We start from the raw sequence: 24,246 nt of genomic DNA on the forward strand, positions 1-24,246 counted from the left end.
CACCTTTGTAGAATGACAGGAATTGTATATAAATCTACTGGAAGTTGGTACCACGTTAAGGCTGAAAGCGGTGTTTTTTACCGCTGCAGGATAAAGGGAAAATTCCGGATGCAAGGAATTAAAAGTACCAATCCTGTAGCGGTAGGAGATAAAGTGCAATTTGAATTGGAAGAAACTGGAGACGACACTTTTGGAGTTATAAACACTATAGAAGAACGGGATAATTATATTATCAGGAAATCTGTAAACCTCTCTAAGCAAACCCATATTATTGCCTCCAATATTGACGTGGCTTTTTTGTTGGTTACATTAAATAATCCTCCCACATTCACCACTTTTATAGATAGATTTCTGGTAACTGCAGAAGCCTATCATATAAAAACAGTGTTATTGTTCAATAAGATAGATGTGTATAATGAAGAAGAGCTCGGGGAAATTAAATACCTAGCAGCCTTATATAGAGAAGTGGGATATGAATGTTTAGGGATTTCAGCAAAGACTGGAAAGAATTTAGATAAGGTAAAGGAGATGATGATTGGGAAGACCAGCATGTTCTCCGGGCATAGCGGTACCGGAAAATCTACACTTATCAATGCTCTGGAACCAAGCTTAGATCTAAAGACTTCTAAAATAAGTGCCCAGCATAAGCAAGGCCAACATACTACCACTTTTGCAGAAATGTACGATCTTAATTTTGATGCCAGAATAATAGATACTCCTGGAATTAAGGGTTTTGGGGTCGTAGAGATGGAAAAAGAGGAACTGGGGAACTATTTCCCAGAATTCTTTGCGGTAAAACAAGAATGTAAATTCAATAATTGTTTGCATAAAAACGAACCACATTGTGCAGTTAAAGATGGTTTGGAAGATGGAGAAATCGCCTGGTCCAGATATAAGAGTTATTTGCAGATAATTGAAGGGGAAGATGAGCAACAATATAGAATGGATGATTTTCCGGAAGAACAATGAGAATAGTTGTACAAAGAGTTTCGGAAGCATCGGTTAGCATTGACGGAAAAGTTAATGGTAAAATTGGCAAGGGTGTTTTATTACTTGTTGGTATAGAGGATGATGATTCTAAAGAAGATATTTCCTGGCTGGTTAATAAGATCTTGAAAATGCGAATTTTTAATGATGAAGCCGGGGTTATGAATTGCTCTTTACAAGATATAAATGCTGAGGTTTTAGTTATAAGTCAGTTTACCTTGCATGCAAGTACAAAAAAAGGAAACAGACCAAGTTATATAAAGGCTGCCAAGCCGGATATAGCTATTCCGCTCTATGAGAATTTTATCTTAGAGACTGAAGATCAGTTAGATAAAAAAGTGGAGCGCGGAATTTTTGGTGCAAATATGAAAGTTGCACTCATAAATGATGGTCCTGTTACCATTATAATAGATTCAAAAAGCAAGGAATAATGAATATTGAAAATTCACAAAAAGCTGTAGACACTTGGATCCAAGAACATGGGGTTCGCTATTTCAATGAACTCACCAATATGGCTCAGCTTACAGAGGAAGTGGGAGAAGTTGCTCGTATTATAGCTCGACGTTATGGGGAGCAAAGCGAGAAGGAGAGCGATAAAAATAAAGATCTGGGAGAAGAACTGGCAGATGTACTATTTGTAGTTTTGTGTTTAGCAAATCAAACAGGGATCAACCTTCAGGAAGCTTTCGATAAGAAATTAGATCTCAAAACTAAGCGTGACCATGATAGACATCATAACAATGATAAATTGAAATAAATGATCTTTAAAAAAACTATTCAAACAAAAGGTTTTTGGATTTCTGTTGCCGGAATGGGAATATCATTTATCGTGGTCTATCATATTATTACTATGCTTTTCACTTTTGGAGGCTTTGATTTTAGTGGTTATTTCGGATTGAATTTATCTGAAGAAAGGTGGATGCGATTTGTATTGGGGTCACTTTTTACAGGATTTATCTATGGTTTTATCATCACCTTCGGACAATTTTCTATAAAACAAAAAAAGGAAGAAAGAGAGAATTAAATACTTTGTATTCTTTCCTCATTAATCTATTTTCATCTCAAGTTGTATGAATATCCAGTTAAGTCATCCAGGTACTAATCTCCTTGGAAAAATTCAAATTACAGGTTCCAAGAGTGAATCTAACCGAGCTTTGATCTTGAAGGCATTATATCCTTCAATTTCTTTGGACAACTTATCTAATAGTGATGATACTTTAGTTTTACAAAAAGCTTTGAAAACTAGTGGTGGTTTGGTCGATATTCATCATGCTGGTACCGCAATGCGTTTTCTTACAGCTTATTTTGCTTCCAAAGAAGGCTTAGAAGTTGTTCTTACCGGAAGTTCCAGGATGCAAGACCGCCCAATAGAACTTTTAGTGAATGCGCTAAAAGATCTGGGAGCAGATATCAGTTATTTAGAAAAAGAGGGTTTTCCTCCTCTAAAGATCACGGGTAAAAAGCTTCTGAAATCATCGGTAAATGTTCAAGCAAATATCAGCAGCCAGTATATTTCTGCTTTAATGTTAATAGGCGCTTCCCTTCCAAATGGATTGATTATAAATCTTGAAGGACAAGTCACTTCGGCTCCTTATATTAATATGACTCTGAAGTTGCTTCACTATTTTGATATTGAAGCAAAATTTGAAGGACAGTTGATAACTATTCAGCCTAAAAGTAAACTTGAGTCAAGAACTTTTGAGATAGAATCAGATTGGAGCTCTGCTTCTTATTATTTCTCGATTGCCGCTTTAGGGAAGCAAGGGCAACTGAATTTAAAGAACTATAAAAAGGAAAGTTTACAAGGTGATTCGAAGATTATTCCAATTTATCATGAATTTGGAATTGAAACGTCTTTTGCAGATAATGAAATTCTGCTTTTAAAAAACACCTTTCAAAAACCAAATAATTTACATTTGGACCTTCGAAATATGCCGGATCTGGCTCAAACCATTGCAGTTACTTGTTTAGGTTTAGGGATAGGTTGCGAATTAAAAGGGCTTCATACTTTAAAGATCAAAGAAACGGACCGATTAGTGGCTTTGAAAAACGAATTGGAGAAATTTGGTGCTACTGTAGAGATCACTGGCAATAGTTTATCTCTGGCTCCATGCTCTACTTTAAGAGAGAATATAGAAGTAGAAACTTATAACGATCATAGAATGGCAATGGCTTTTGCTCCTTTGGCATTAAAAGTTCCGCTTAGAATTAAGGATGCGGAAGTTGTTTCAAAATCTTATCCAGAGTTTTGGGAAGACTTAGAATCCATCGGATTTTCCATAGAGAAAGTCTCCAGCTAATTCATTTCTCAAATAAACTTCTATTTACTTGACAACGCCTATGTTGTGGTTGTATATTTGCATCCTTAAAAAAATTTAAATATGGGAATGAAACTTTCACAATTTGGTTTTGAACTTCCGGAAGAACTTCTAGCTGAATATCCTGCAGAAAACAGGGATGAGGCACGTTTGATGGTTCTAAACAGAAAAGACCAAACAATTGAGCATAAATTATTTAAGGATATAATGGAATATTTTGAACCAAAAGATGTTATGGTTCTTAATAATACAAAAGTATTTCCCGCACGTTTATTCGGAAACAAAGAAAAAACCGGAGCTCGTATTGAAGTATTCTTGTTAAGAGAATTAAATCCAGAAACTAAGCTTTGGGATGTGTTAGTAGATCCGGCAAGAAAAATAAGAATTGGGAACAAGTTGTATTTTGGTGATGATGAAAGTCTTGTTGCTGAAGTTATAGATAATACCACTTCTAGAGGTAGAACGCTTCGTTTCTTATATGATGGTTCTTACCAAGAATTCAGAAAAAAATTACAGGAACTAGGGGAAACTCCACTTCCTAAATATATTAAAAGAGACGTGCAGCCTGAAGATGCGGAGCGATACCAAACTATTTATGCTAAGAATGAAGGTGCTGTTGCTGCTCCAACTGCAGGACTGCATTTTTCTAAGCATTTATTAAAACGTCTTGAGATTAAAGGAATAGATTTTGCTGAAGTTACACTTCACGTAGGATTGGGAACTTTTAGCCCAGTTGAAGTAGAAGATCTTTCTAAACATAAAATGGATAGTGAAGAAGCTTTTATTGAAGAGAAAGCTACTGTAATTATCAATAAGGCACTTAGTGAAAAACGAAGAATATGTGCGGTTGGTACAACTAGTATGCGAGTGTTGGAGAGTGCGGTTTCTTCTAACCATACTTTAAATGAATTTAGTGGTTGGACCAACAAATTTATTTTCCCTCCATACGATTTTAGTATTGCTAACTGTATGATCACGAATTTCCATACACCTAAGTCTACTTTGATGATGATGGTTTCTGCATTTGCAGGACACGACTTCATGAAAAGAGCTTATGACGAAGCGATCAAGGAAAAATATAAGTTCTACACTTATGGAGATGCAATGTTGATTATCTAACATTCACCTTTCAAATATTTTAAAACCACGAATGCACTCATTTAATGAGAAGTATTCGTGGTTTTCTTTTTTTAAAACAGGTTAGAATTTAATCCCCCATTGAGGGCTTAATTCCTCCAAGGCTTGCCTCGAGTTTTCAAAAGTATTTTTCTCCCGAACAGTCTGGACATATCTCTTGAGCTTGTCCCGAGGTTCTTGATTTGATAATACTGTAAATCCTAATAATCTTCATACTTTTGCAGCGTGAAAGATAAGAAGAAAGATATACGTGCTTTAACTAAGGAACAATTACAGGAATTCTTTGTTGCTCAGGGAGATAAGTCCTTTCGAGGCTCTCAGGTTTATGAGTGGCTTTGGAATAAAAGTGCCCATAGTTTTGAGGATATGACTAATATTTCCAAGGCGACAAGACAGATGATGGAGGATAACTTTGTGATCAATCATATTCGTGTAGACCAAATGCAAAGGAGTAGTGATGGGACCATTAAAAATGCAGTAAGATTACATGATGATCTAACAGTGGAATCTGTGCTTATTCCAACTAAAAAAAGGACTACTGCCTGTGTGTCTTCTCAAGTTGGATGTAGTTTAGATTGTAAATTTTGCGCAACGGCTACCTTAAAACGTATGCGTAATCTAAATCCAGATGAAATTTACGATCAGGTAGTGGCTATAGATAACGAAAGCAGATTGTATTTTGATAAGCCATTGTCCAACATCGTTTTTATGGGGATGGGCGAGCCGCTTATGAATTACAATAATGTAATGAAGGCTATAGAGAAGATTACTTCCAAAGAGGGCTTAGGGATGTCTTCTAAGCGGATCACAATTTCTACCTCAGGTGTTCCAAAAATGATCAAGAAATTAGCCGATGATGAAACTAAAGTGAAACTCGCAGTTTCGCTCCACTCAGCTATAGATGAGATAAGAACTACCATAATGCCTTTTAATGCTACATTTACATTAGCAGATCTTCAAGAAGCTTTGGAATACTGGTATGAAAAAACCAAAAGCAGAATTACCTATGAGTATATTGTTTGGGAAGGGATCAACGATACTCGTAAAGATGCTGAAGCTTTAGTGCAGTTCTGTAAATATGTGCCTTGTAAGGTGAATTTAATAGAATACAATCCAATAGACGATGGCGTCTTTCAACAGGCTTCGTCAGAAGCAACAAATATGTACGAGTCTATGTTGGAGCGAAATGGAATTACAGTTACTGTAAGAAGGTCCAGAGGGAAAGATATAGATGCAGCTTGTGGACAGTTAGCTAACAAATCTTCATAAAGGATAGCCTGAAATATTTAAACCATAATCTTTAGCTATATTTGATTCCTTATGAAGGTAATCTCTCAAATAAAATTACCGATTGAAAAAGAAATGGAGCTTTTTGAAAAGAAGTTCTTCGAGTCCATGTCCTCTAAAGTGGCGCTCTTAAATAAGATCACTCATTATATAGTTAATAGAAAAGGGAAGCAAATGCGTCCTATGTTCGTGTTCCTGGTTGCCAAAATGGTTTCTGAAGGGCAGGTGAACGAGCGTACATACCGTGGTGCAGCGGTAATAGAACTTATACATACTGCCACTTTGGTTCATGATGATGTGGTGGACGAATCTAATAGAAGGAGAGGGTTTTTCAGTATAAATGCACTTTGGAAAAATAAGATTGCTGTTTTGGTTGGCGATTATTTACTTTCTAAAGGTTTATTGCTTTCTATAGATAATAACGACTTTGATTTACTGAAGATCATCTCTATCGCAGTGAAAGAGATGAGTGAAGGCGAGTTATTACAAATTGAAAAAGCCAGAAGTTTAGATATTACCGAAGCTGTTTATTATGATATTATTCGACAAAAAACAGCAACCTTAATCGCAGCCTGTTGTGGTCTGGGTGCAGCTTCAGTAAAGCCAGAATCTTCTGAAATTGCTAAAATGCGCCGATTTGGAGAGCTTATTGGGATGGCTTTTCAGATAAAAGATGATCTTTTCGATTATGGAGAAGATCAGATAGGGAAGCCTACCGGAATAGATATCAAGGAGCAGAAAATGACTTTGCCATTGATCTATGTGCTTAATAATTCTACTCCAAAGGAGAAAAAATGGATCATCAATTCCATCAAAAATCATAACAAGGATAAAAAACGTGTTAAGGAAGTCATCGCTCTGGTAAAATCTAACGGTGGCTTGGATTATGCGGTTACCAAAATGAAAGAATATCAAAAAGAGGCACTTTCCATTTTAAACGATTACTCACCTTCAACTTATAAAGATTCACTTATCTTAATGGTGAATTACGTGATAGAGCGTAAGAAATAATTTCTTCAGTTAACAGTTAACAGTTAACAGTTAACAGTGAACAGTGAACAATAATCAATTAACAATTGTGAAAATTGTCATTCTGAACGCAATGAAATGCAGTGAAGAATCTCAATGAAGTAATAGATATTTTATTAGAAAAGAGATCCTTCCTTCGTCAGGATGACAAAAAGGACTTTACTGTCACATCGAGCGGAGTCGAGATCTCACTATTCGCGGCAATAAAAATTGTATTTTAACAACTTATTTCCTACTCTAAATACAATTCTTAAACTTTCTCTAAAAATAAATCAATACCTAGGCAACCTTTTGTAATTTTCTTACGTCTATATAAATAGATGGGTTTAACTCTCAATTAGAGTTTGATTCTTCGAGTTCGTCTCGATTTTAAAATTAGTTTTCAAAACAAATGACTTGTGAGGATACTCTCAAGTAACTGAAATAAGCTTAGTGAAAGTAATTCCTCTTTTTAAAAACGAAAAGCAATTAATTGCGAGAGCAGCGAAAAACCATCGTGATGCCCAACAGCATCTCTATGAAAAACATTCTGGTAAAATGTTAAGCGTTTGCAGAATGTATGTTAAAGATCTTCAGCATGCGGAAGATGTCATGTTAACCGGATTTTTTAAGGTGTTTACATATTTAAAAGGTTTTAAACATGAAGGCAGTTTTGAAGGTTGGGTGAGAAGGATCATGATACGAGAGTCTATTTCTTTTCTTCGGAAGAAAAATGAACTGGAGTTTCAGGAAGAAATGGAATCTGTGAAAAGTGAAGGATTCGATACTATACAGGCTGAAATAGATGTAGATCATATTCAGCGGTTAATAGATGCATTGCCTGAGGGTTATAAAACGGTTTTTGTACTCTATGCAGTAGAAGGCTATAAACACGCAGAAATTGCTGAATTACTTAAAATAACGGTTGGGACCTCAAAATCTCAATTGTTCAAAGCGAAAAAAATGTTACAAGAACAATTAGAATTAAAAAATACTTCAAGCTATGGGAACTGAGAGATTTGAAGATAAAATAAAAAGGCAGTTACGGGATCGGGAGATCACGCCATCTGCAGGCAGTTGGGACAAACTAAGCGCTAGATTGGATGAGACCCAACAAAAGAAAAAACCTTTTATATTGTGGATGGGAATTGCGGCGAGTATTATTGGTGGGATCTTGATCTTAAGTTTAGTTTTCAATAATTCAACTCCTTCAGATTCCCCAGAAATGGTAGATGTGCCTAAAGAAGAAGTTAAGCTTGAAGAAAATCCAGAGGAAACTTCAGAAGAAATTTTTACTCAGACTCAAGATGAGGTAGAACAATTGGCAACTACAGAAGTTGAGGAAATTAAAAAAGAACCGATTAGTCCAAATTCAAATGCTACTATCCCTACCAATAAACAAAGGAGTCAAAGAAATCAGAAAGAAATAGCCTTGATAGGTAATAAGGGTTTGCAAAAAGAACCAGATTTAATAATTCATTCAGTGCTTTCTAACGATAAAATATTAGATTTTGAATTAAATGACGCCCTAGAAAATATACTTGCTCAAACTGAAAAGGGACAAATATTCACAGGTTCAGAAGCAAATAAGTTACTTGCTGAAGCAGCAGCAAAAATAAGCAAGGAGCATTACAAAGCAGGCTTTACAGAAGGTAGAATAAATCCTCAAGACCTTTTGCAAGATGTAGAGTTTGAAATGGACAATTCCTTTCGTGATAAGGTTTTAGAGATTTTAAAAGAAGGGTACTCTAAAGCAAAAACAGCAGTTGCAAATAAGAATTATCTATAATAATAGAATTAGCCATGATATTATCACAAATTCTATAAAGTCAAATTAAATAATTCATCAATCAAGTCCAATAAGCCGCCTCTTCAAAAGAGGAGGTAGGCAGAGGACATTTAAAAACCAACATCATCATGAAAACAATTATTGTAACTCTCACACTTATTTTATTCAGTTTTGTCATGCAGGAGATGCAAGCACAAAATGATAGTATTTCTACCAGTAATAAAGATTCTTTAATAATTAAGAAAGAATTCTTTGAAAAACAAAAGCAAAAAATAATTGACGAAGAAAAAGAAGGACTAAAACTTGATCTAGAAGAAATAGCAAATAGGTTAAATAAAAACATTATAGCTATTGATCAGGCAAATGTTTTAAAAGAGAATGCAGCTAAAAAAAGGGCTCTAAATATAGAAAATAGAATAATTATTTTAGAAAATAGGATAGCATTAGAAGAAAGAAATGGGGAGGATGTAAACTATCTCGGTTTTTTTGAGGAAGATAAAAGGATAGATTTAAATTTTGGTAATGATAAATCTCAGACTTTTGATAAGCGAACTAGCAGTGGTCTAGTTCTGGCGGTAGGTTTAAATAATGCCATTTCTAAAGACCAATCCTTAAACAATTCAGATTTTAAAGTTGCGGGAAGTAGGTTTTTTGAATTAGGATGGGCTTGGAAAACCCGAGTATTTGATGATTCAAATTGGTTAAGATTGAAGTATGGTGTTTCTCTTCAATTTAATGGATTAAAGCCAACTGAAGATCGGATTATTAATATTGATGAAGGAGGATTATTGGAATTTGTAGATTCTAATAGCGGTCTTGAAAAGTCTAAGTTTAAAATGAACAATTTAGTGTTTCCATTGCATTTTGAATTTGGTCCATCTAAAAAAATTGAAAAATCAGATTATTTTAGATATAGTACTAATAGAAAATTTAAAATAGGTTTAGGGGGTTATGCTGGCGTAGCCTTATCTAGAAGTCAAAAATTAAAGTATAGTGAGCAAAATACAGCGCAGTTAGACAGAGGTGATTTTAACACTAATAATTTCGTTTATGGTTTAAGTAGCTATATTAGTCTAGGAAGTGTGGCATTATATGCTAAATATGATCTTAATCCGATCTTTAAAGATCCGAATATTGAATTAAGAAACATCTCGTTTGGACTAAGATTTGATATAGATTAAGTACAATTTGCTCAGTTGTGAAAGAGGATGGTTTTCTATTGTTGGAAAGCCATCCTCTTTTTTTATTTATTGTTATATTTGGGTCATTTTACAAATCACATATTCTGAATAGCCTTTGATCTCAAAAAACTCCATAGACCTTGTATTTGAAACTGCCCGTGTAGAGGAAGTTTTAGGCGATTTCGTCCAACTAAAAAAGTCTGGAAGTAATTTCAAGGGGTTGAGTCCGTTTACAGACGAGCGTTCTCCAAGTTTTATGGTTTCTCCAGTGAAGCAGATCTGGAAAGATTTCTCCAGTGGAAAGGGAGGTAATGTAGTGGCTTTTTTAATGGAACACGAGCATTTTACCTATCCTGAAGCTATAAAGTATCTCGCTAAAAAGTACAACATAGAAATAGAAGAAACCGAGCAGACAGACGAGCAGAAACAACTTTTAGACGAACGTGAAAGTATGTATCTGGTTTCTGAATTTGCCAGCACCTATTTTCAGAACACCATGCTCAAAACCGAACAAGGTAAAGCCATTGGTCTTAGCTATTTTAAGGAACGTGGTTTTACAGATGAAACCATCAAAGAATTTGGTCTAGGATATTGTTTAGATGAATGGGATGCTTTTACGTCTGAAGCAATTCGCAAAGCTTACAAAATGGATTATCTGGAAAAAACCGGACTAACCATCGTAAAAGGTGAAAAGCAATTCGATAGATTTAAGGGAAGGGTAATGTTCCCGATTCAATCCATGTCTGGAAGAGTTTTAGGATTTGGAGGCCGAATTCTAACTAACGATAAAAAAGCAGCGAAATATTTAAATTCTCCAGAAAGTGATATTTACCATAAGAGTAAAGTGCTTTACGGTATTTATCACGCAAAGCAACACATCGCTAAAGAGGACAACTGTTATTTAGTAGAAGGGTATACAGATGTAATCCAATTTCATCAAACCGGAATTCAGAACGTGGTGTCTTCTTCTGGGACTTCGCTTACTTCAGAACAAATCAGGCTCATAAATAGACTCACAAAAAATATAACAGTGCTGTTTGATGGGGATGCGGCGGGAATGCGAGCAGCTATTCGCGGAATAGACCTTATCTTGGAACAAGGTATGAATGTGAGAGTGGTGGTCTTTCCAGAAGGGGAAGATCCAGACAGTTTTGCAAAGAAGAATTCTCAAACAGAATTAGAGGAATACCTTGAAGAAAATTCAAAGGATTTTATTGAATTTAAAGCTTCATTATTATATCAGGATGCTAAAAATGATCCGGTAAAACGAGCCAATTTAATTCATGATATGGTATCGAGCATTGCTAAGATCCCAAATCAAATCCAGCAAGAAGTATATATTCAGGAATGTTCCAGAATCATGGATATTTCTGAAGTAGTCTTGTTTTCTACCCTGACACAGATGATGGCTAAAGAGGGTAAAACAGCTCCTCAAACTAAGGGGAAGACTAAGACTCTTGAAGTAGTAAAAGAATCTACATCCCCGCAAACTAAGGTGGATGAGTTATTCGAACTTGAAAGAAAGATAATTAGCCTATTATTGCTTTATGGTACAGTAGAGGAGGAGTTTGAAGATCTTGTTTGGAAAGAAAATGCTCAGGGAGAATTAGTATTGGAACCAGAGTTACAGAAGGCTAAAGTTTTTGAAAAGATATTCTTAGATCTTCAGGAAGATGAAGTAGCCTTTACCAACGAACTTTTTAAGGAATTGTATAGTTTGGTGATCAATAAATTGAACGAAGAAGGCAAGCTAACTCTAGAGACTTTTGTGAATGAACTAGACTCTAAATTATCCGGGGAAGTAACTACCATCTTGATGGAGGAGGAACAATATACCTTACATGACTGGGAACGTATGGATATCATGGTAAAGCAAAAAGATGCCAGCATTGCCAGATTAGTGAATGAGACCATCCTTGCTCTAAGACGTTTTTTAATTACCAGAAAGATAGATGAATTATCTAAAGAAATTAAAGAAGCAGAACCTTCTGTTGATGGTGCTTCCAGTTCTTTAGAAGATATAGTAGATTATCTTTCTTTGAAAAAGATCCTTTCCAATAAACTGAATCGAGTTATGTAATTCGAAGTTGCAGTAATCTAGATTGGTTGATAAGATCTGCTAGGTTATCTACTTTAAGTTTCTTTAAAAGCCTTGTTTTATAGGTGCTTACCGTTTTTTCATTGATGTCTAATGCTTCAGCAATATCTTTATTACGCTTACCATTAGAAAGTAAATTAAGCACTTCCATTTCTCGGGTAGATAACTTTTTAAATTTTGCGATCAATCCATTTCCGTTGGTAGCTCCAGAATTTATCTTATCGGTAATGTTTTTATTCAAATAAATTCCTCCTCGGGCAACTTGTTGGATTGCATTGTACAAACTCTGTGTAGAAGCTGTTTTAGATAAATAACCAGATGCACCGGCTTTTATTGCACTTAAGGCATACATTTCCTCAGGGTGACAACTAAATACTAGTATCCTAATTCTCGGAAATTCGGTTTTAATGGTTCGGAGAGCCGTAATTCCATTTATCTCTGGCAAATCTATTTCTATTACTAGAACTTCGGGAGAATGAGCTCTAAGAGATTTTATTAAATCCTTCCCGTTGGTAACGTTTCCAATAACATTTAGTTCATTTTGATCTGCAAGTAAGGATTTAATTCCTTCGCGTGTTATAGGATGGTGGTCTGCAATTAAGATTGTACTCATAAGATATTGTTAGTACTAAAATTAAAGCTGCAGGGTTTGCTCTTTAGTATATTAAGTTAAAGCTAAGAGTTTATTTTTTTAATATAACCACACATTTTAATTACTCGATGAAAAGCCTAATTTTTAAGATTAAAGGGAATTTCACAAACTGGGATTGGCTCCATTTTGTGCTTATTTGCTTTATTTCGACTTTTATAAATATTAAAAACTTCTTGTTCTCTACCAGAATAATCTTCCGCATTCATTCCCAGTTGATCTCTTTCCATTGCCCATTCCAATTCGTCGTAACTCGCTCCAATTTGGTCTTCATCGCTTCTACTGTCACCAAATAATCCATCGGTAGGTGCTGCATTTAAAATCTCTTCGCCAATATTTAAATATCTTCCAATCTCGTAAACTTCGCTTTTCATTAAATCTGCAATAGGACTTAAGTCAACTCCACCATCTCCATACTTGGTGTAAAATCCTACACCAAAATCTTCTACCTTATTTCCTGTTCCAGCTACCAAATACTTATGCAAGCCAGCAAAATAATATAAAGTAGACATTCTTAATCTTGCTCTGGTATTGGCTAGGGAAATATGTAAATTTGGATTTTCATTTTCAAAAGGCACCGTCGCCTTAAATTGTTCGAAAACAGGTGTTAGGTCTACTTCTACATTGGTAACATTTGCAAAATGACTTTTTAAATAAGATATATGATTTTGTCCTCTGCTCACCTGAGTTATGGCTTGATGTATTGGCATTTCTACACACAACGTACGCAATCCTGTTTTTGCACAAAGCGCTGAGGTAACAGCCGAGTCTATCCCGCCACTTATCCCTACAATAAAACCATTCATATTGGATGAAGTTGCATAATCTTTTAACCAATCTACAATGTGATTTACTACCTTTTCAGTTTGCATAATTTTGGGTGTTTAGAATTCTAAGTAATACCTTTGCAAGCAAATTTAGGAAGTTTAAATTAGTATCAAAAACAGCCTGCGTTAAAGGCTTCATAATTATATTAGATGGTTAGATTAATAAGTATGCTTTTTTTAGTTCTAATTATGGTTGCTTGTAACTCGCAGTCAAATGAAGAAAAGGAGATTGAGAAGATTGCTATAGATCTAAAGGTTACTCGTTTCGACAAGAAATTCGCGGAGGTTACAGGAGATAATTTACCTCAATTAAAGAGTGAATATCCCTATTTATTTCCTGAAAGGTTTACAGACAGTATGTGGATCGCTAAGGCTAATGATAGCATTCAGAAGGAATTAAATGAAGAAGTAGAAAAAGCTTTTCCTGATTTTTCTACTGAAGAAGATGGTATATATGAGCTTTTTCAGCATACCAAATATTATTTTCCTTCCTTCGAAATTCCACATGTAATTACCATAACTTCTGAAGTAGACTATAGAAATAAAGTCTTATTAACTCCAGATTATTTATTCATTTCTTTAGACACGTATTTAGGGAAAAAGCATCCGTTTTATATAGGATTGCAAGAATATTTAAAAAAGAATTTTGAGAAAGAGCAGATTCTTCCAGATGTTGCTAATGAGATCGCAGAAGTTTACGTGCCTCAGTCAGAATCTAAAACTTTTATCGCGAATATGTTATACTATGGAAAGATCCTTTATTTAAAAGATCTTCTTTTGTCAAAGGTGGCAGATCATGACAAAATTGGATACACTGAAGAAGAATTAAAGTGGGCTATAGCTAATGAAGAAGAAGTATGGAGATATTTTGTGGAACGAGAAGTAATATTTAATACAGATACCGACTTAAATTCTAGATTCTTATATCCTGCGCCATTTTCTAAATTCTATCTTGAGTTAGACGCAGAGTCTCCTTCAAGGTTGGGACAGTTTATAGGATGGCAAATGATACGTCAATATATGGATAAAAATGAAGTGAGTGTTCAGGAAATGCTTGCTACGAATGCAGAAACAATTTTTAATAAAGCAAATTACAAACCAAAGAAATAATGGCAGAATTCAAAAAATCTGAGATCAATATAGAAGTTATATTAGATGAGAATAAGGTTCCAGAGGAATTATATTGGAGTGCAGACGATGGTGCTATCTATAAAGAGGAAGCTAAGGCTATGATGTTATCTATGTGGGATGGGAAGCAACAAGAAACTTTACGCATAGACCTGTGGACCAAAGATATGCCCGTAGATGAAATGAAGAAGTTTTTTCACCAGACACTTGTAGCAATGAGTGACACTTTTAATAGAGCAACACAAGATGAGAAAATGACCGCTACTATGAAGGATTTCTGCGATTATTTTGCTGAAAAAATGGAGCTGAAGGAGTAATGTTTTAAATTGACGTGGATAATATTTTCTTGCTTCAAATGTATGGTTATTTGTCAATTTTAAAATTTGAAGCTGAATCCAGAATACATTCCAATATAATATGGCCTAAAGTCTTTAGTATCTTTAAATGTATTTAATTGATACTTAAAAATTGGTTCTAGATTAAAATGAAACCGTGGTGATATCTTATAGCTTAAGCCTAATCCTGCATTTGCTGTAAAACTAATGTCGCTTAGGTTATTTACTTTCCCTAGATCGTCGTTAGAATTTTCCGTATTTATAGAAATCTTATTTTCATTTAAGAATAGAGTACTAAACCCAACAATAAGATTTATTTCAAACTTTTTATTTAAAATTAAATACTCAACTTCTGAAGGAATTTCAATAAAACCAATATTTTGATTTAGTTTGCCAAAAATAGGTGCTCCATTTTCTTCTGAAGGGTTGCTACTAAATTCTGAAACTTCGATAGCTTCCGAATTTAATATGGAAGAATAAGCAACATTTTGAGTATTAGTAACCAATTTTATTTGGCTAATTCCAGTTCTAATTTTTAATTTTTTTGATATCTGATAACCGAAATTTATACCATAGGAAGTAGTGATTTCACTATTCACATTATTATTTGCTAATTGCTCATCTATGCCACTTCCTGTGCTTAAATTATCAAAATAAAGAGCTCCTGCAGTTGTCGTAACACTCAGGCGTTTGGACATTGGTGTTTTCAAAGATTCTTCCAGCTCTTTTTTATTGAATGGTTCTTCAATATCGTCAACATTAGCAATAGTATTATCTTCCAGTTGGGTTATAGAATCGTTAGCTACTATTTCTATTTTATCTTGTATAAGCTTTGACAATTTATAATTAGAATTAATGCTTTCCTCTGTTCTGGATTCTTTTTCAAGATTCTTTAATTCATTTCCTTTTGCGTAACTAGAAGTGTTCTTTTTGTTGTTTATACTAATTACAGATTTCTTACCTGTGATATTTTTAACTTCATTTTCTTTAGTATTTTGAGATTCAGATTTCTCAATTTTTGTTTGTACTACATGATTCCTTAGTTCAAACAAAGAACTTGGTTCAGACTTTTGAAATTTTGAAACATCTGGATTATCACCATTATTTTTGTCTACAGGTTTTTCGGGAGAATTAGTTATCTTTTGATTTGATATGGGAGAATTATTATTTTTAAAAAGTAATATCATTATTGCTAAAACGGCGGCCGTTCCTGCAATTAAATACCATATAGGAATAATTCTTTTATGTTGCTTTTTAAAAGGAAGCTGAGATGAAATATTACCCCAAATTTCTTCAGGCGGAGTTATCTCTGCTTGCTCAAATTTTTCATTAAAGATATCATCTATATTTTTTTTCATAATCCTAGCTTCATTTTACTTCGTTTATAGGACTCAATATTTTCTTTCAATTTTTTACGTGCTCTGGCTAAATTAGATTTTGAAGTACCTATAGAGATGTTTAATAATTTCGAAATTTCCTTATGGGAGTAACAATCCATTGCGTATAAGTTAAAAACAACACGATATTGATTAGGTAATTCTTGTATCAAATTCATTAAAAAGTCAAACGATAATTCCTCTACTTCAATCTCAATTTCTGCTTCTTCAAAATATTCCTCTTCAATTGTTATAAAAACTGCTTTATTCTGGTACTCTCTTAAAGCATTATTAATTATAACTCTCGTCATCCAACCTTCAAAGGATCCTCTTTCATTATACTTTGATATGTTCTGAAATATTTTAATAAAACCATCATGCAGGCTATCCTTTGCCTGATCATAGCTGCTAGAATATTTAAGACACAAGACGAAAAACTTAGGGGAGAACCTCCGATATAAAATTTCCTGAGCTTTTTTATCCTGTTTCTTGCATTTTAAAATTAAATTTTCAATGTTCAAAGACAGTAAATTTTATCCATATAATAATTTTGAAACATTATTAGGCAAGAGAAAAGAGTTCTAGGTGTTTTTTTTATTGTAATTCTGGCACATTGAATTTTAATTAGTAACTCCTATTTTTTAATATACTCTAGTCCTGGCCCATCGCATGCATTCCATGTGCTTATAAGTTTGTTGTTAGAGTTGAAATATAAATATTCTGTCAAGCTCTGGAAACCACAAGAGCCAATTATTGCATTATCTGTATTATGTGAAAATTCGATATAAGTTATTAGATCGAGTTCCGATTCTCCCATTAATCCTTCTTCAGTAAAAGTATAAGTTCCTAAAGCAACTATTGTGCTATCTCCACGCACTCTTGTTTTGGTGAATGTTTCATCTTCATTTATAATATACGTCTCCTGCCAATCCATATCTAAACCAGTATATTCTGAGCCTTCCAAGCTACCAGTCATTTTAACAAGTTCCCACTTTCCAGTGTACTCCATATTACCGGCCATATCATCAGTTTCTTTTGTACAAGAGTAAATTGAGGCAAGGACTACTAAAATTATAATTATCTTTTTCATTTGTGTTTAGTTGAAAATTAAATATTTGACTCAAATGTCCTATTCTGAAATGATCCTGATTAAGCTTATGCTGTTGTTATCTATATGCTTAAAAATTCCCGACACTTCATCTTTGGTTTGAAGTTGTTCAGATAAATTTTCACAAAAATCACTACAGTCAATTTCAATTTCACCTAGTATTTTATAATTCGAGGCTAAGTCACCGGTTACAAAGCTAGGTGGATTACTTGTTTTTGTAGATTTCAACTGAATTTCAAAAGTTGTTTTATTAGCGACTTTTTCTTTTGAAATTACTTTTCTTAAAATATATTTTATTGAGCTACTGTCTTCTGGAGGATTGCTTATTTTTTGCTTTTCAACAGAAAGCATATATATAAATCCAGGTTCATACTCAAAGCCTTCAATATTAGAATAAAAATAACTCCAATTCTCAGTTCCTATCTCCTTACCCCCTTGGATTTGGATAACTAATTGTTGTCCAACTCCAATAGCCGTCTGCTGAAAATGATTAATTCTTAGTTCAATTATTTCAGTATCATTTCCATTATTAGAACAACTTAATGCCAATTGTGTAATTGCAATTAAAATTAATATCATAAAATTTCTCATAATTATTTAAGTTTTTTATTCAACCTTATTTAGTTCTATATCTGCGAGACAAGTACTATTAGGACCGCAACTTGGAAAATCAAATAAAAGTGTTTTGTCGTTATTGAATACTTTAAAACTATAATTCTTTATTATGTTTTGATCAGTCAGCATCAAATTTTCTAAAGTTGAAAGAGTGTAAGGGTTTGATTCGGAATTCTGTTCTGGTTCAAATCTATCGAAGTTGAAAACCAGCTTATCTACGTTTTGGGAAAATGAACCAATTTCTTTCTGTCTATAACCCATTAAATCGCCGCTATCTTTTTTTATAATTGATATGAACCATTCAAAGCTATTATCCCTATTTAAATTAAGCACTTGTTTTACTGAATAATTGTAATTACTATCTAAGTCAAATTGTTCGGCAGATACGTTTTCTGTTTTCTCCCAAGACCCATAAATGTTATCTATACTGTGTATAAATGAATCATCATTAGAACATGAAGCTAATATGCAAATACTGAAGATTAGAAAAAGATTTCTCATATCAAGGTTTTTAATTATAATTACTATTTAACAATACCATCTATTTATATGACCTAAGAATATTAGAAAGGTTGCGTGGATAGTTTAAATAAATATCAATTAAATTTATTTTCAAGAGTTTATTGTTTATTTAATTGGGATTATTCAATGAATAATAGAAATAAAAAAAGTCCCTACTAAATTGTTAGCAGGGACTTTTAATTATTTTTATTTAGAATATTATCTATCCATTCATAGAGATCAAAAACTCTTCGTTATTCTTAGTTTTCTTGAAACGTTCATTAATAAATTCCATTGCTTCCACAGGGTTCATATCTGCAAGATACTTTCTCATTACCCACATACGTTGTAAGGTCGTTTCGTCAAGAAGTAAGTCGTCACGACGTGTACTTGAAGAAGTAAGATCTATAGCTGGGAAAATTCTTCTGTTTGCAATTTTTCTATCTAATTGTAATTCCATGTTTCCAGTACCTTTGAATTCTTCAAAAATAACTTCATCCATTTTAGAACCAGTATCTGTTAAAGCAGTTGCTATAATAGAAAGAGAACCCCCATTTTCGATATTTCTGGCAGCACCAAAGAAACGTTTTGGTTTGTGTAAAGCATTTGCATCTACACCACCACTTAATACCTTACCACTGGCAGGTTGAACGGTGTTATATGCTCTGGCTAAACGTGTGATAGAATCTAGTAAGATTACTACATCATGTCCACATTCTACCATTCTCTTTGCTTTTTCCAGAACGATGTTGGCAACTCTTACATGCTCATGCGCTTCCCTGTCAAAAGTAGAAGCAACAACCTCACCTTTTACATTACGTTGCATGTCTGTAACTTCTTCCGGACGCTCGTCTATCAATAAAATTATCTGATATACTTCTGGATGATTTGCTGCGATTGCATTTGCAATATCCTTAAGCAACATTGTTTTACCAGTTTTTGGCTGGGAAACGATCATTCCTCGTTGTCCTTTTCCAATTGGAGAGAACAAGTCCATAATTCGTGTAGAGATAGTACTCTGTCTATCTGCAATGTTGAATTTTTCCTTAGGGAATAAAGGAGTTAAATGTTCAAAAGAAATACGGTCACGAACCACTTGCGGATCTAACCCATTAATTTTGCTGATTTTTATAAGAGGAAAATATTTTTCACCTTCTTTTGGAGGTCTAATTTGTCCTAAAACAGTATCTCCGGTTTTCAATCCGAATAATCTAATTTGAGATTGAGATACATAAATATCATCCGGAGAAGAAAGGTAATTATAATCTGAGGATCTTAAGAAACCATAGTTATCCTGCATGATATCTAGAACTCCTTCACTTTCTATGATCGCATCAAATTCGTAATCTGGTTCACGATACCTGTTTCTACTATCTCTGTTTCCGTTGTTCTTAGAGGTTCCGGAATTATTTCCATCCGATCTGTTTCCGTCAGATCTATTTCCTCTACTGTCCTTAGAATCTTTTCTTGGTTCTCTAGGAGTTCTAGTGTTATCTCTAGGAGTATTTTGTTTATCGTCCTTTTTTACGGGCTGATTTTTATGAACAGGACGCTTTGGAGCATCGCTTGATTTTTCCTGTCTAGGCTTTCTTTCTGTAGTTCGATCCTGAGAAATTTCTTTTGAAACTGTTTCAGCTTCATCAGTCTTATCAGAAGTAGCTGAAGGTTTCGCTTCAGTTTCCTTTTTGCGCGGATTCGGACTCACCTTTCTGGCTGGTTTGCTATCGGTTCTGGGCTTTGCAGGACTTTTGCTTTCCGGACTAGCTGCGCTTTCCGGTTTAGCTGGGCTTTCATCTTTCAATACCTCTTTCACTTTATTTGGGTTTGCCGCTTGGTAGTCCAGAATCTGGTACACCAAATCGAGCTTTTTAACCGTTTTGTATTTAGGGACATTTAATGATTTGGCTATATCCTGAAGCTCAGGAAGCTTCTTAGCTTTTAAATCTGAAATTTCAAACATGAATAAGATTGTGTTTGTTTATTGTAAACTTCTCGAGGAAGAATCGAAAAAAATTTTTGGAGTCTTAAGTAACCTATTTTGAATTGGTTACATATTCTTACTGCAATAATACAACTTTATTTTAAATTTTTGAATACAGTATCTAAAAAGAAACACTTATTTTTGCCGTCAAAATAGAAGATTTACCATGTTACAACGCATTCAAACTATTTATTTATTTCTTGCTGCTTTAATAAGTGGTGTTTTAATTTTTTTTGTTTCTTTGTGGTATACAGAAGCGGGGAACCCTGTTTTTGTTGAAAAGGTTTTAATTGCTTTAGGATTATTTTTAGCCTCTTCAGTTCTTTCTTTTATTAGCATATTTTTATTTAAAAACAGAAAGCTTCAATTTGTATTGGGGCGAATCAATATATTATTAAACTTTTTTTTGCTAGGAGTTTTTGTGTATTGGTCTCTAACTGTACCTGGAGAGATGGAAATCTCGGAGAAGGGTATTGGGATGTTTGTTCCTGTTCTTTCTATCGTTTTTTTAGTTTTGGCCAATAAAGCCATAAAAAAAGATGAGGATCTCGTAAAATCTGCAGACCGGTTACGATAAAACCTATTATCTTAGTGTTATTAGTGCGAAGAAAACCCGAAGTGAAAGCTTCGGGTTTTTTTATACCCACAAGTGGATTTAATTATTTAAAAACATCTTCAATCTTAAAAGTGTTTCTCAACCCATTTCGAATGTTTTTTTTTATTCCTGAGCTCTCTTATCAGGAACTTTAGCTTTCCAATTCAATAACCTCCAGATCAAAAATAGTAGTAGCTTCCACTTTAAACCGAAGCATAGTTCGCTTTTTATGAAATCCATATTTTCCTGCAGCACCCGGATTCATATGAAGTAATTGAAGTGATTTGTCATTCATCACCTTTAAAATATGTGAATGTCCGCTTATAAATAATTTTGGCGGCTTCTTTTTAATCTCTTCTTTTATAGCCGGGGAATATCTCCCGGGATAACCACCAATATGCGTGATCCAGACATCCAAGTCTTCGCATAAAAATCGTTGATTTAAGGGGAATTCCTTGCGTATTATATGATCGTCTATATTTCCAAAGACAGCTCTTAAAGGTTTTAAAGCCTTTATCTGGTCGGTTACTTTTGGATCTCCAATATCTCCAGCGTGCCATACCTCATCTGCTTCTTTTACATAATGAAGAATGCGCTCGTCTATATGGCTGTGGGTATCACTTAATAATAAAATCTTTTTCAAATCTAAAATTCTAATTTTTTGTTTTTCTGAAAACTGAATTGATCAACCTTTAGCGGGTTGCGAAGTTTGCCGTATCTTTGCAGGCAATCACGTAAAAGTATCAATTTAGATTGAGATATTTTATAAAACTGGCTTATAATGGAAAGGCGTATCATGGTTGGCAATATCAGCCAAACGCTATTTCTGTACAAGAAACTCTGGAAAAAGTTCTTTTTATAGCATTACAAGCGGAAATCGCTTTAGTAGGGGCTGGAAGAACAGATGCCGGGGTGCATGCCAGTGAATATTTTGCACATTTTGATACTAAAGAGATTGAGCATGTAGATAAGTTTATTTATAAGCTAAATTCTTTACTGCCAGAAGATATTGCGGTGTATAATCTTATTGAAGTTAGCAACGAAGCACATGCTCGTTTTAATGCTTCGGGCAGAAATTATGAATATTATGTGGTTCAGCAAAAGGATCCATTTAGATTTGAAACCGCTCATTATGTGAAAAATGAATTGGATGTAGATAAAATGAATCTTGCAGCATCCACTTTATTGGAATATACAGATTTTAAATGTTTTTCGAAATCTAAAACCGACGTACACACCTATAATTGTAAGATCGTTTCAGCACAATGGGTAAAGGAAAAGGACGTTTTAGTATTTAAGATCACGGCAGATAGATTCTTGCGAAATATGGTAAGAGCAATTGTAGGAACATTATTGGAAATAGGCTTAGATAAAATCCCAGTTTCCAGATTGCATGAAATATTAGAAAGCAGAGACAGGCAGGAAGCGGGAACATCTGTTCCGGCAAAAGCACTGTTCTTAGCAAAAATTGAATATCCAACATCTATTTTAAATAAATAAATGGCATCAGCTACAGGTAACGCATTTGATTTTAGTCTTTTTAAAAGACTTATAAAATATACTAATCCGTATAAGTGGACATTTTATTTTGTGGCTTTGGCTGCAATACTTTTGTCCTTTTTCGCGGTATTAAGACCTTATCTACTTCAGGTAACTATAGACGATTCTATTATACCAAAGGATAATGATAATCTGGTATTCTACATCAGTATGATGTTGGTGGTGCTATTTTTAGAAGTGATCTTTCAATTTTGCTTTATTTATTTTGCTAACTGGTTAGGACAGGAGGTAGTTCGTGATTTAAGAGTAAATCTGTTTAAACACATGCTTCAGTTTAAAATGAAGTATTACGATAAATCTGCCGTAGGAAGATTGGTTACACGTGCGGTAAGTGATATTGAGACCATTGCTAGTATCTTTAGTGAAGGACTTTTTATGATTGCTAGTGATTTGCTAAAGATGATGGTGGTTTTAGGATTCATGTTCTTTAATAGCTGGCAACTTACCTTGTTGGTGTTAACAGTATTACCTTTTATTTTGTATGCTACGCGAGTTTTTCAGAAGAAAATGAAAATAGCTTTCGAAGATGTTCGAAATCAGGTAGCAAACCTGAACACTTTTGTCCAAGAGCGAATAACAGGTATGAAGATCGTTCAGATATTTACCAGAGAGAATGTAGAATATCAGAAATTTAAGGATATAAATAATAAGCATAAAAGTGCATGGATAAAGACCGTTTGGTATAACTCCATTTTCTTTCCTATTGCAGAAATGTCTACTTCTATCACCATCGGTTTAATAGTTTGGTATGGTGGTTTGCGAGTAGTAGAGGATGATGCGCTGAGTTTGGGTATCATTATCATGTTTATAGAATTGGCTCAAATGCTGTTTAGACCCTTACGTCAAATAGCCGATAAGTTTAATACCCTTCAAATGGGAATGGTTGCTGCCAATAGGATCTTTGCGATTTTGGATACAGATTCTGTGATTCAGGATACCGGAAGCAAAGAAATTTCTAATCTAAAAGGAGAGATCGAATTTGAAAATGTTCATTTTAGTTACAATGAAGGGGAGAAAGTTTTAAAAGGAGTTTCTTTTAAAGCAGAGCCAGGGGAAACCATCGCAATTGTTGGAGCTACGGGAGCAGGAAAATCTACAGTGATCAATCTGTTGAATCGATTCTACGAAATAGATTCTGGGAGGATCTTGGTAGACGGAATGGATATTACGGACATCACACTTAAAACTCTGCGAGCGGAAATTGCAGTAGTCTTGCAAAATGTTTTCTTATTTGCAGATACTATTCTGAATAATATTACACTACAAAATCCGAATGTTACCGAGGAAGATGTGATAAAAGCGGCAAAGGAAATAGGGATTCACGATTTTATAAATTCATTACCAAATGGGTATTACTACAATGTGAAAGAGCGTGGAGTGATGCTATCATCTGGGCAACGCCAACTAATCTCGTTTTTGAGAGCCTATGTTTCTAATCCAAGTATTTTGGTGTTGGATGAAGCAACATCTTCCGTAGATTCTTATAGCGAACAGTTAATACAAGATGCAACCGATAAAATTACAGCGAACAGAACCTCTATTGTAATCGCTCATAGATTGGCAACCATTAAAAAAGCAGATAGAATTATTGTGATGGATGCCGGTAGGATTGTGGAAATGGGTACGCACAAACAACTATTGACGGTTGAAAATGGTTTCTATAAGAACTTATATGAAGTTCAGTTTATGGCTGAAGAGAAGTCTATTTAAGTGCTCTTTGAAAGGAAGGTGTTGAGCACATATTTCCAGTCTTTGGAAAATGTCAC

General features: G+C 34.2%; 26 protein-coding genes. 17 read left to right on the forward strand and 9 right to left on the reverse strand.

The window, feature by feature from the left end; genetic code table 11:
* Positions 1–12: 12 nt before the first annotated feature.
* The 12 genes from rsgA (at position 13) to dnaG (ending at position 11,787) form a co-directional block, all read left to right on the forward strand.
* On the forward strand, positions 13–969 hold the full coding sequence (rsgA, locus tag H033_RS0106800) for a ribosome small subunit-dependent GTPase A (RefSeq protein ID WP_026837625.1): 957 nt from the start codon (positions 13–15) through the stop codon (positions 967–969).
* Positions 966–1,418: a D-aminoacyl-tRNA deacylase gene (gene dtd, locus H033_RS0106805; RefSeq protein WP_026837626.1), complete on the forward strand. Its 453-nt coding sequence runs from the start codon at positions 966–968 to the stop codon at positions 1,416–1,418. The genes rsgA and dtd overlap by 4 nt, the downstream gene beginning before the upstream one ends.
* A complete protein-coding gene (locus tag H033_RS0106810) occupies positions 1,418–1,744 on the forward strand; it encodes a nucleotide pyrophosphohydrolase (protein WP_026837627.1) in 327 nt (108 codons plus the stop codon). Before dtd ends, H033_RS0106810 begins: the two co-directional genes overlap by 1 nt.
* The gene (locus H033_RS0106815; RefSeq protein WP_026837628.1) at positions 1,745–2,011 is read left to right on the forward strand and encodes a hypothetical protein; all 267 of its coding nucleotides are present in this window, start codon (positions 1,745–1,747) and stop codon (positions 2,009–2,011) included.
* A 46-nt stretch (positions 2,012–2,057) separates the two neighbouring features.
* Positions 2,058–3,287 (forward strand): 3-phosphoshikimate 1-carboxyvinyltransferase, encoded by a 1,230-nt coding sequence (locus H033_RS0106820; protein ID WP_026837629.1) that lies wholly within the window; start codon positions 2,058–2,060, stop codon positions 3,285–3,287.
* Positions 3,288–3,374: 87 nt separating this feature from the next.
* Positions 3,375–4,424, forward strand: a complete 1,050-nt coding sequence (queA, locus tag H033_RS0106825) for a tRNA preQ1(34) S-adenosylmethionine ribosyltransferase-isomerase QueA (protein WP_026837630.1) — start codon at positions 3,375–3,377, stop codon at positions 4,422–4,424.
* Positions 4,425–4,667: 243 nt separating this feature from the next.
* Complete coding sequence (gene rlmN / locus H033_RS0106830; protein ID WP_026837631.1) at positions 4,668–5,711, forward strand: 23S rRNA (adenine(2503)-C(2))-methyltransferase RlmN; 1,044 nt, start codon at positions 4,668–4,670, stop codon at positions 5,709–5,711.
* 51 nt (positions 5,712–5,762) lie between these two features.
* Positions 5,763–6,740: a polyprenyl synthetase family protein gene (locus H033_RS0106835; RefSeq protein ID WP_026837632.1), complete on the forward strand. Its 978-nt coding sequence runs from the start codon at positions 5,763–5,765 to the stop codon at positions 6,738–6,740.
* Between the two features lie 450 nt (positions 6,741–7,190).
* Positions 7,191–7,751, forward strand: a complete 561-nt coding sequence (locus H033_RS0106840; protein ID WP_026837633.1) for an RNA polymerase sigma factor — start codon at positions 7,191–7,193, stop codon at positions 7,749–7,751.
* Positions 7,741–8,526, forward strand: coding sequence for a hypothetical protein (locus tag H033_RS20905; protein ID WP_026837634.1), 786 nt, complete (start codon positions 7,741–7,743; stop codon positions 8,524–8,526). The genes H033_RS0106840 and H033_RS20905 overlap by 11 nt, the downstream gene beginning before the upstream one ends.
* 128 nt (positions 8,527–8,654) lie before the next feature.
* Positions 8,655–9,707: a hypothetical protein gene (locus H033_RS0106850; protein WP_026837635.1), complete on the forward strand. Its 1,053-nt coding sequence runs from the start codon at positions 8,655–8,657 to the stop codon at positions 9,705–9,707.
* A gap of 115 nt (positions 9,708–9,822) precedes the next feature.
* Positions 9,823–11,787 (forward strand): DNA primase, encoded by a 1,965-nt coding sequence (dnaG, locus tag H033_RS0106855; RefSeq protein ID WP_026837636.1) that lies wholly within the window; start codon positions 9,823–9,825, stop codon positions 11,785–11,787.
* Here dnaG and H033_RS0106860 read toward each other — a convergent pair.
* Together H033_RS0106860 and nadE are read right to left on the reverse strand one after the other, a co-directional pair.
* Positions 11,780–12,418: a response regulator gene (locus tag H033_RS0106860; RefSeq protein ID WP_026837637.1), complete on the reverse strand. Its 639-nt coding sequence runs from the start codon at positions 12,416–12,418 to the stop codon at positions 11,780–11,782. The genes dnaG and H033_RS0106860 overlap by 8 nt on opposite strands.
* A 116-nt stretch (positions 12,419–12,534) precedes the next feature.
* Entirely contained in the window at positions 12,535–13,326 is a 792-nt protein-coding gene (gene nadE, locus H033_RS0106865; protein WP_026837638.1) for an NAD(+) synthase, read from the reverse strand.
* 105 nt (positions 13,327–13,431) lie between these two features.
* On the opposite strand from nadE, the gene gldB reads away from it, so the two are divergent.
* Both gldB and gldC read left to right on the forward strand, forming a co-directional pair.
* Positions 13,432–14,391 (forward strand): gliding motility lipoprotein GldB, encoded by a 960-nt coding sequence (gldB, locus tag H033_RS0106870; protein WP_026837639.1) that lies wholly within the window; start codon positions 13,432–13,434, stop codon positions 14,389–14,391.
* Complete coding sequence (gene gldC / locus H033_RS0106875; protein WP_026837640.1) at positions 14,391–14,726, forward strand: gliding motility protein GldC; 336 nt, start codon at positions 14,391–14,393, stop codon at positions 14,724–14,726. Before gldB ends, gldC begins: the two co-directional genes overlap by 1 nt.
* A gap of 59 nt (positions 14,727–14,785) precedes the next feature.
* Here the strand turns inward: gldC and H033_RS0106880 are convergent, their stop codons facing one another.
* The 6 genes from H033_RS0106880 to rho form a co-directional block, all read right to left on the reverse strand.
* Positions 14,786–16,102: an outer membrane beta-barrel protein gene (locus H033_RS0106880; RefSeq protein WP_026837641.1), complete on the reverse strand. Its 1,317-nt coding sequence runs from the start codon at positions 16,100–16,102 to the stop codon at positions 14,786–14,788.
* On the reverse strand, positions 16,099–16,641 hold the full coding sequence (locus H033_RS0106885) for an RNA polymerase sigma factor (RefSeq protein ID WP_026837642.1): 543 nt from the start codon (positions 16,639–16,641) through the stop codon (positions 16,099–16,101). Before H033_RS0106885 ends, H033_RS0106880 begins: the two co-directional genes overlap by 4 nt.
* A gap of 113 nt (positions 16,642–16,754) precedes the next feature.
* Positions 16,755–17,210, reverse strand: coding sequence for a hypothetical protein (locus H033_RS0106890; RefSeq protein WP_026837643.1), 456 nt, complete (start codon positions 17,208–17,210; stop codon positions 16,755–16,757).
* Between the two features lie 39 nt (positions 17,211–17,249).
* Positions 17,250–17,819 carry a DUF4377 domain-containing protein gene (locus tag H033_RS0106895; RefSeq protein WP_034886156.1) on the reverse strand — a complete coding sequence of 190 codons (570 nt, stop codon included), beginning with the start codon at positions 17,817–17,819 and terminating at the stop codon, positions 17,250–17,252.
* A gap of 15 nt (positions 17,820–17,834) precedes the next feature.
* Complete coding sequence (locus tag H033_RS0106900; RefSeq protein WP_026837645.1) at positions 17,835–18,344, reverse strand: hypothetical protein; 510 nt, start codon at positions 18,342–18,344, stop codon at positions 17,835–17,837.
* Between the two features lie 223 nt (positions 18,345–18,567).
* Complete coding sequence (gene rho, locus H033_RS0106905) at positions 18,568–20,304, reverse strand: transcription termination factor Rho (protein WP_026837646.1); 1,737 nt, start codon at positions 20,302–20,304, stop codon at positions 18,568–18,570.
* A gap of 187 nt (positions 20,305–20,491) precedes the next feature.
* Here rho and H033_RS0106910 point away from each other — a divergent pair, with 187 nt between their 5' ends.
* Entirely contained in the window at positions 20,492–20,902 is a 411-nt protein-coding gene (locus H033_RS0106910; RefSeq protein ID WP_026837647.1) for a DUF4293 domain-containing protein, read from the forward strand.
* 169 nt (positions 20,903–21,071) lie between these two features.
* Here H033_RS0106910 and H033_RS0106915 read toward each other — a convergent pair whose 3' ends face one another.
* Complete coding sequence (locus H033_RS0106915) at positions 21,072–21,563, reverse strand: metallophosphoesterase family protein (protein WP_026837648.1); 492 nt, start codon at positions 21,561–21,563, stop codon at positions 21,072–21,074.
* Between the two features lie 110 nt (positions 21,564–21,673).
* Between H033_RS0106915 and truA the strand changes: the two genes are divergently transcribed.
* Positions 21,674–22,420, forward strand: a complete 747-nt coding sequence (gene truA / locus H033_RS0106920) for a tRNA pseudouridine(38-40) synthase TruA (RefSeq protein WP_026837649.1) — start codon at positions 21,674–21,676, stop codon at positions 22,418–22,420.
* Positions 22,421–24,190, forward strand: coding sequence for an ABC transporter ATP-binding protein (locus H033_RS0106925; protein ID WP_026837650.1), 1,770 nt, complete (start codon positions 22,421–22,423; stop codon positions 24,188–24,190).
* Positions 24,191–24,246 lie beyond the last annotated feature (56 nt).

Origin of the sequence: Gillisia sp. JM1 (assembly GCF_000424645.1) — a bacterium.
Taxonomy (GTDB): Bacteria; Bacteroidota; Bacteroidia; order Flavobacteriales; family Flavobacteriaceae; genus Gillisia.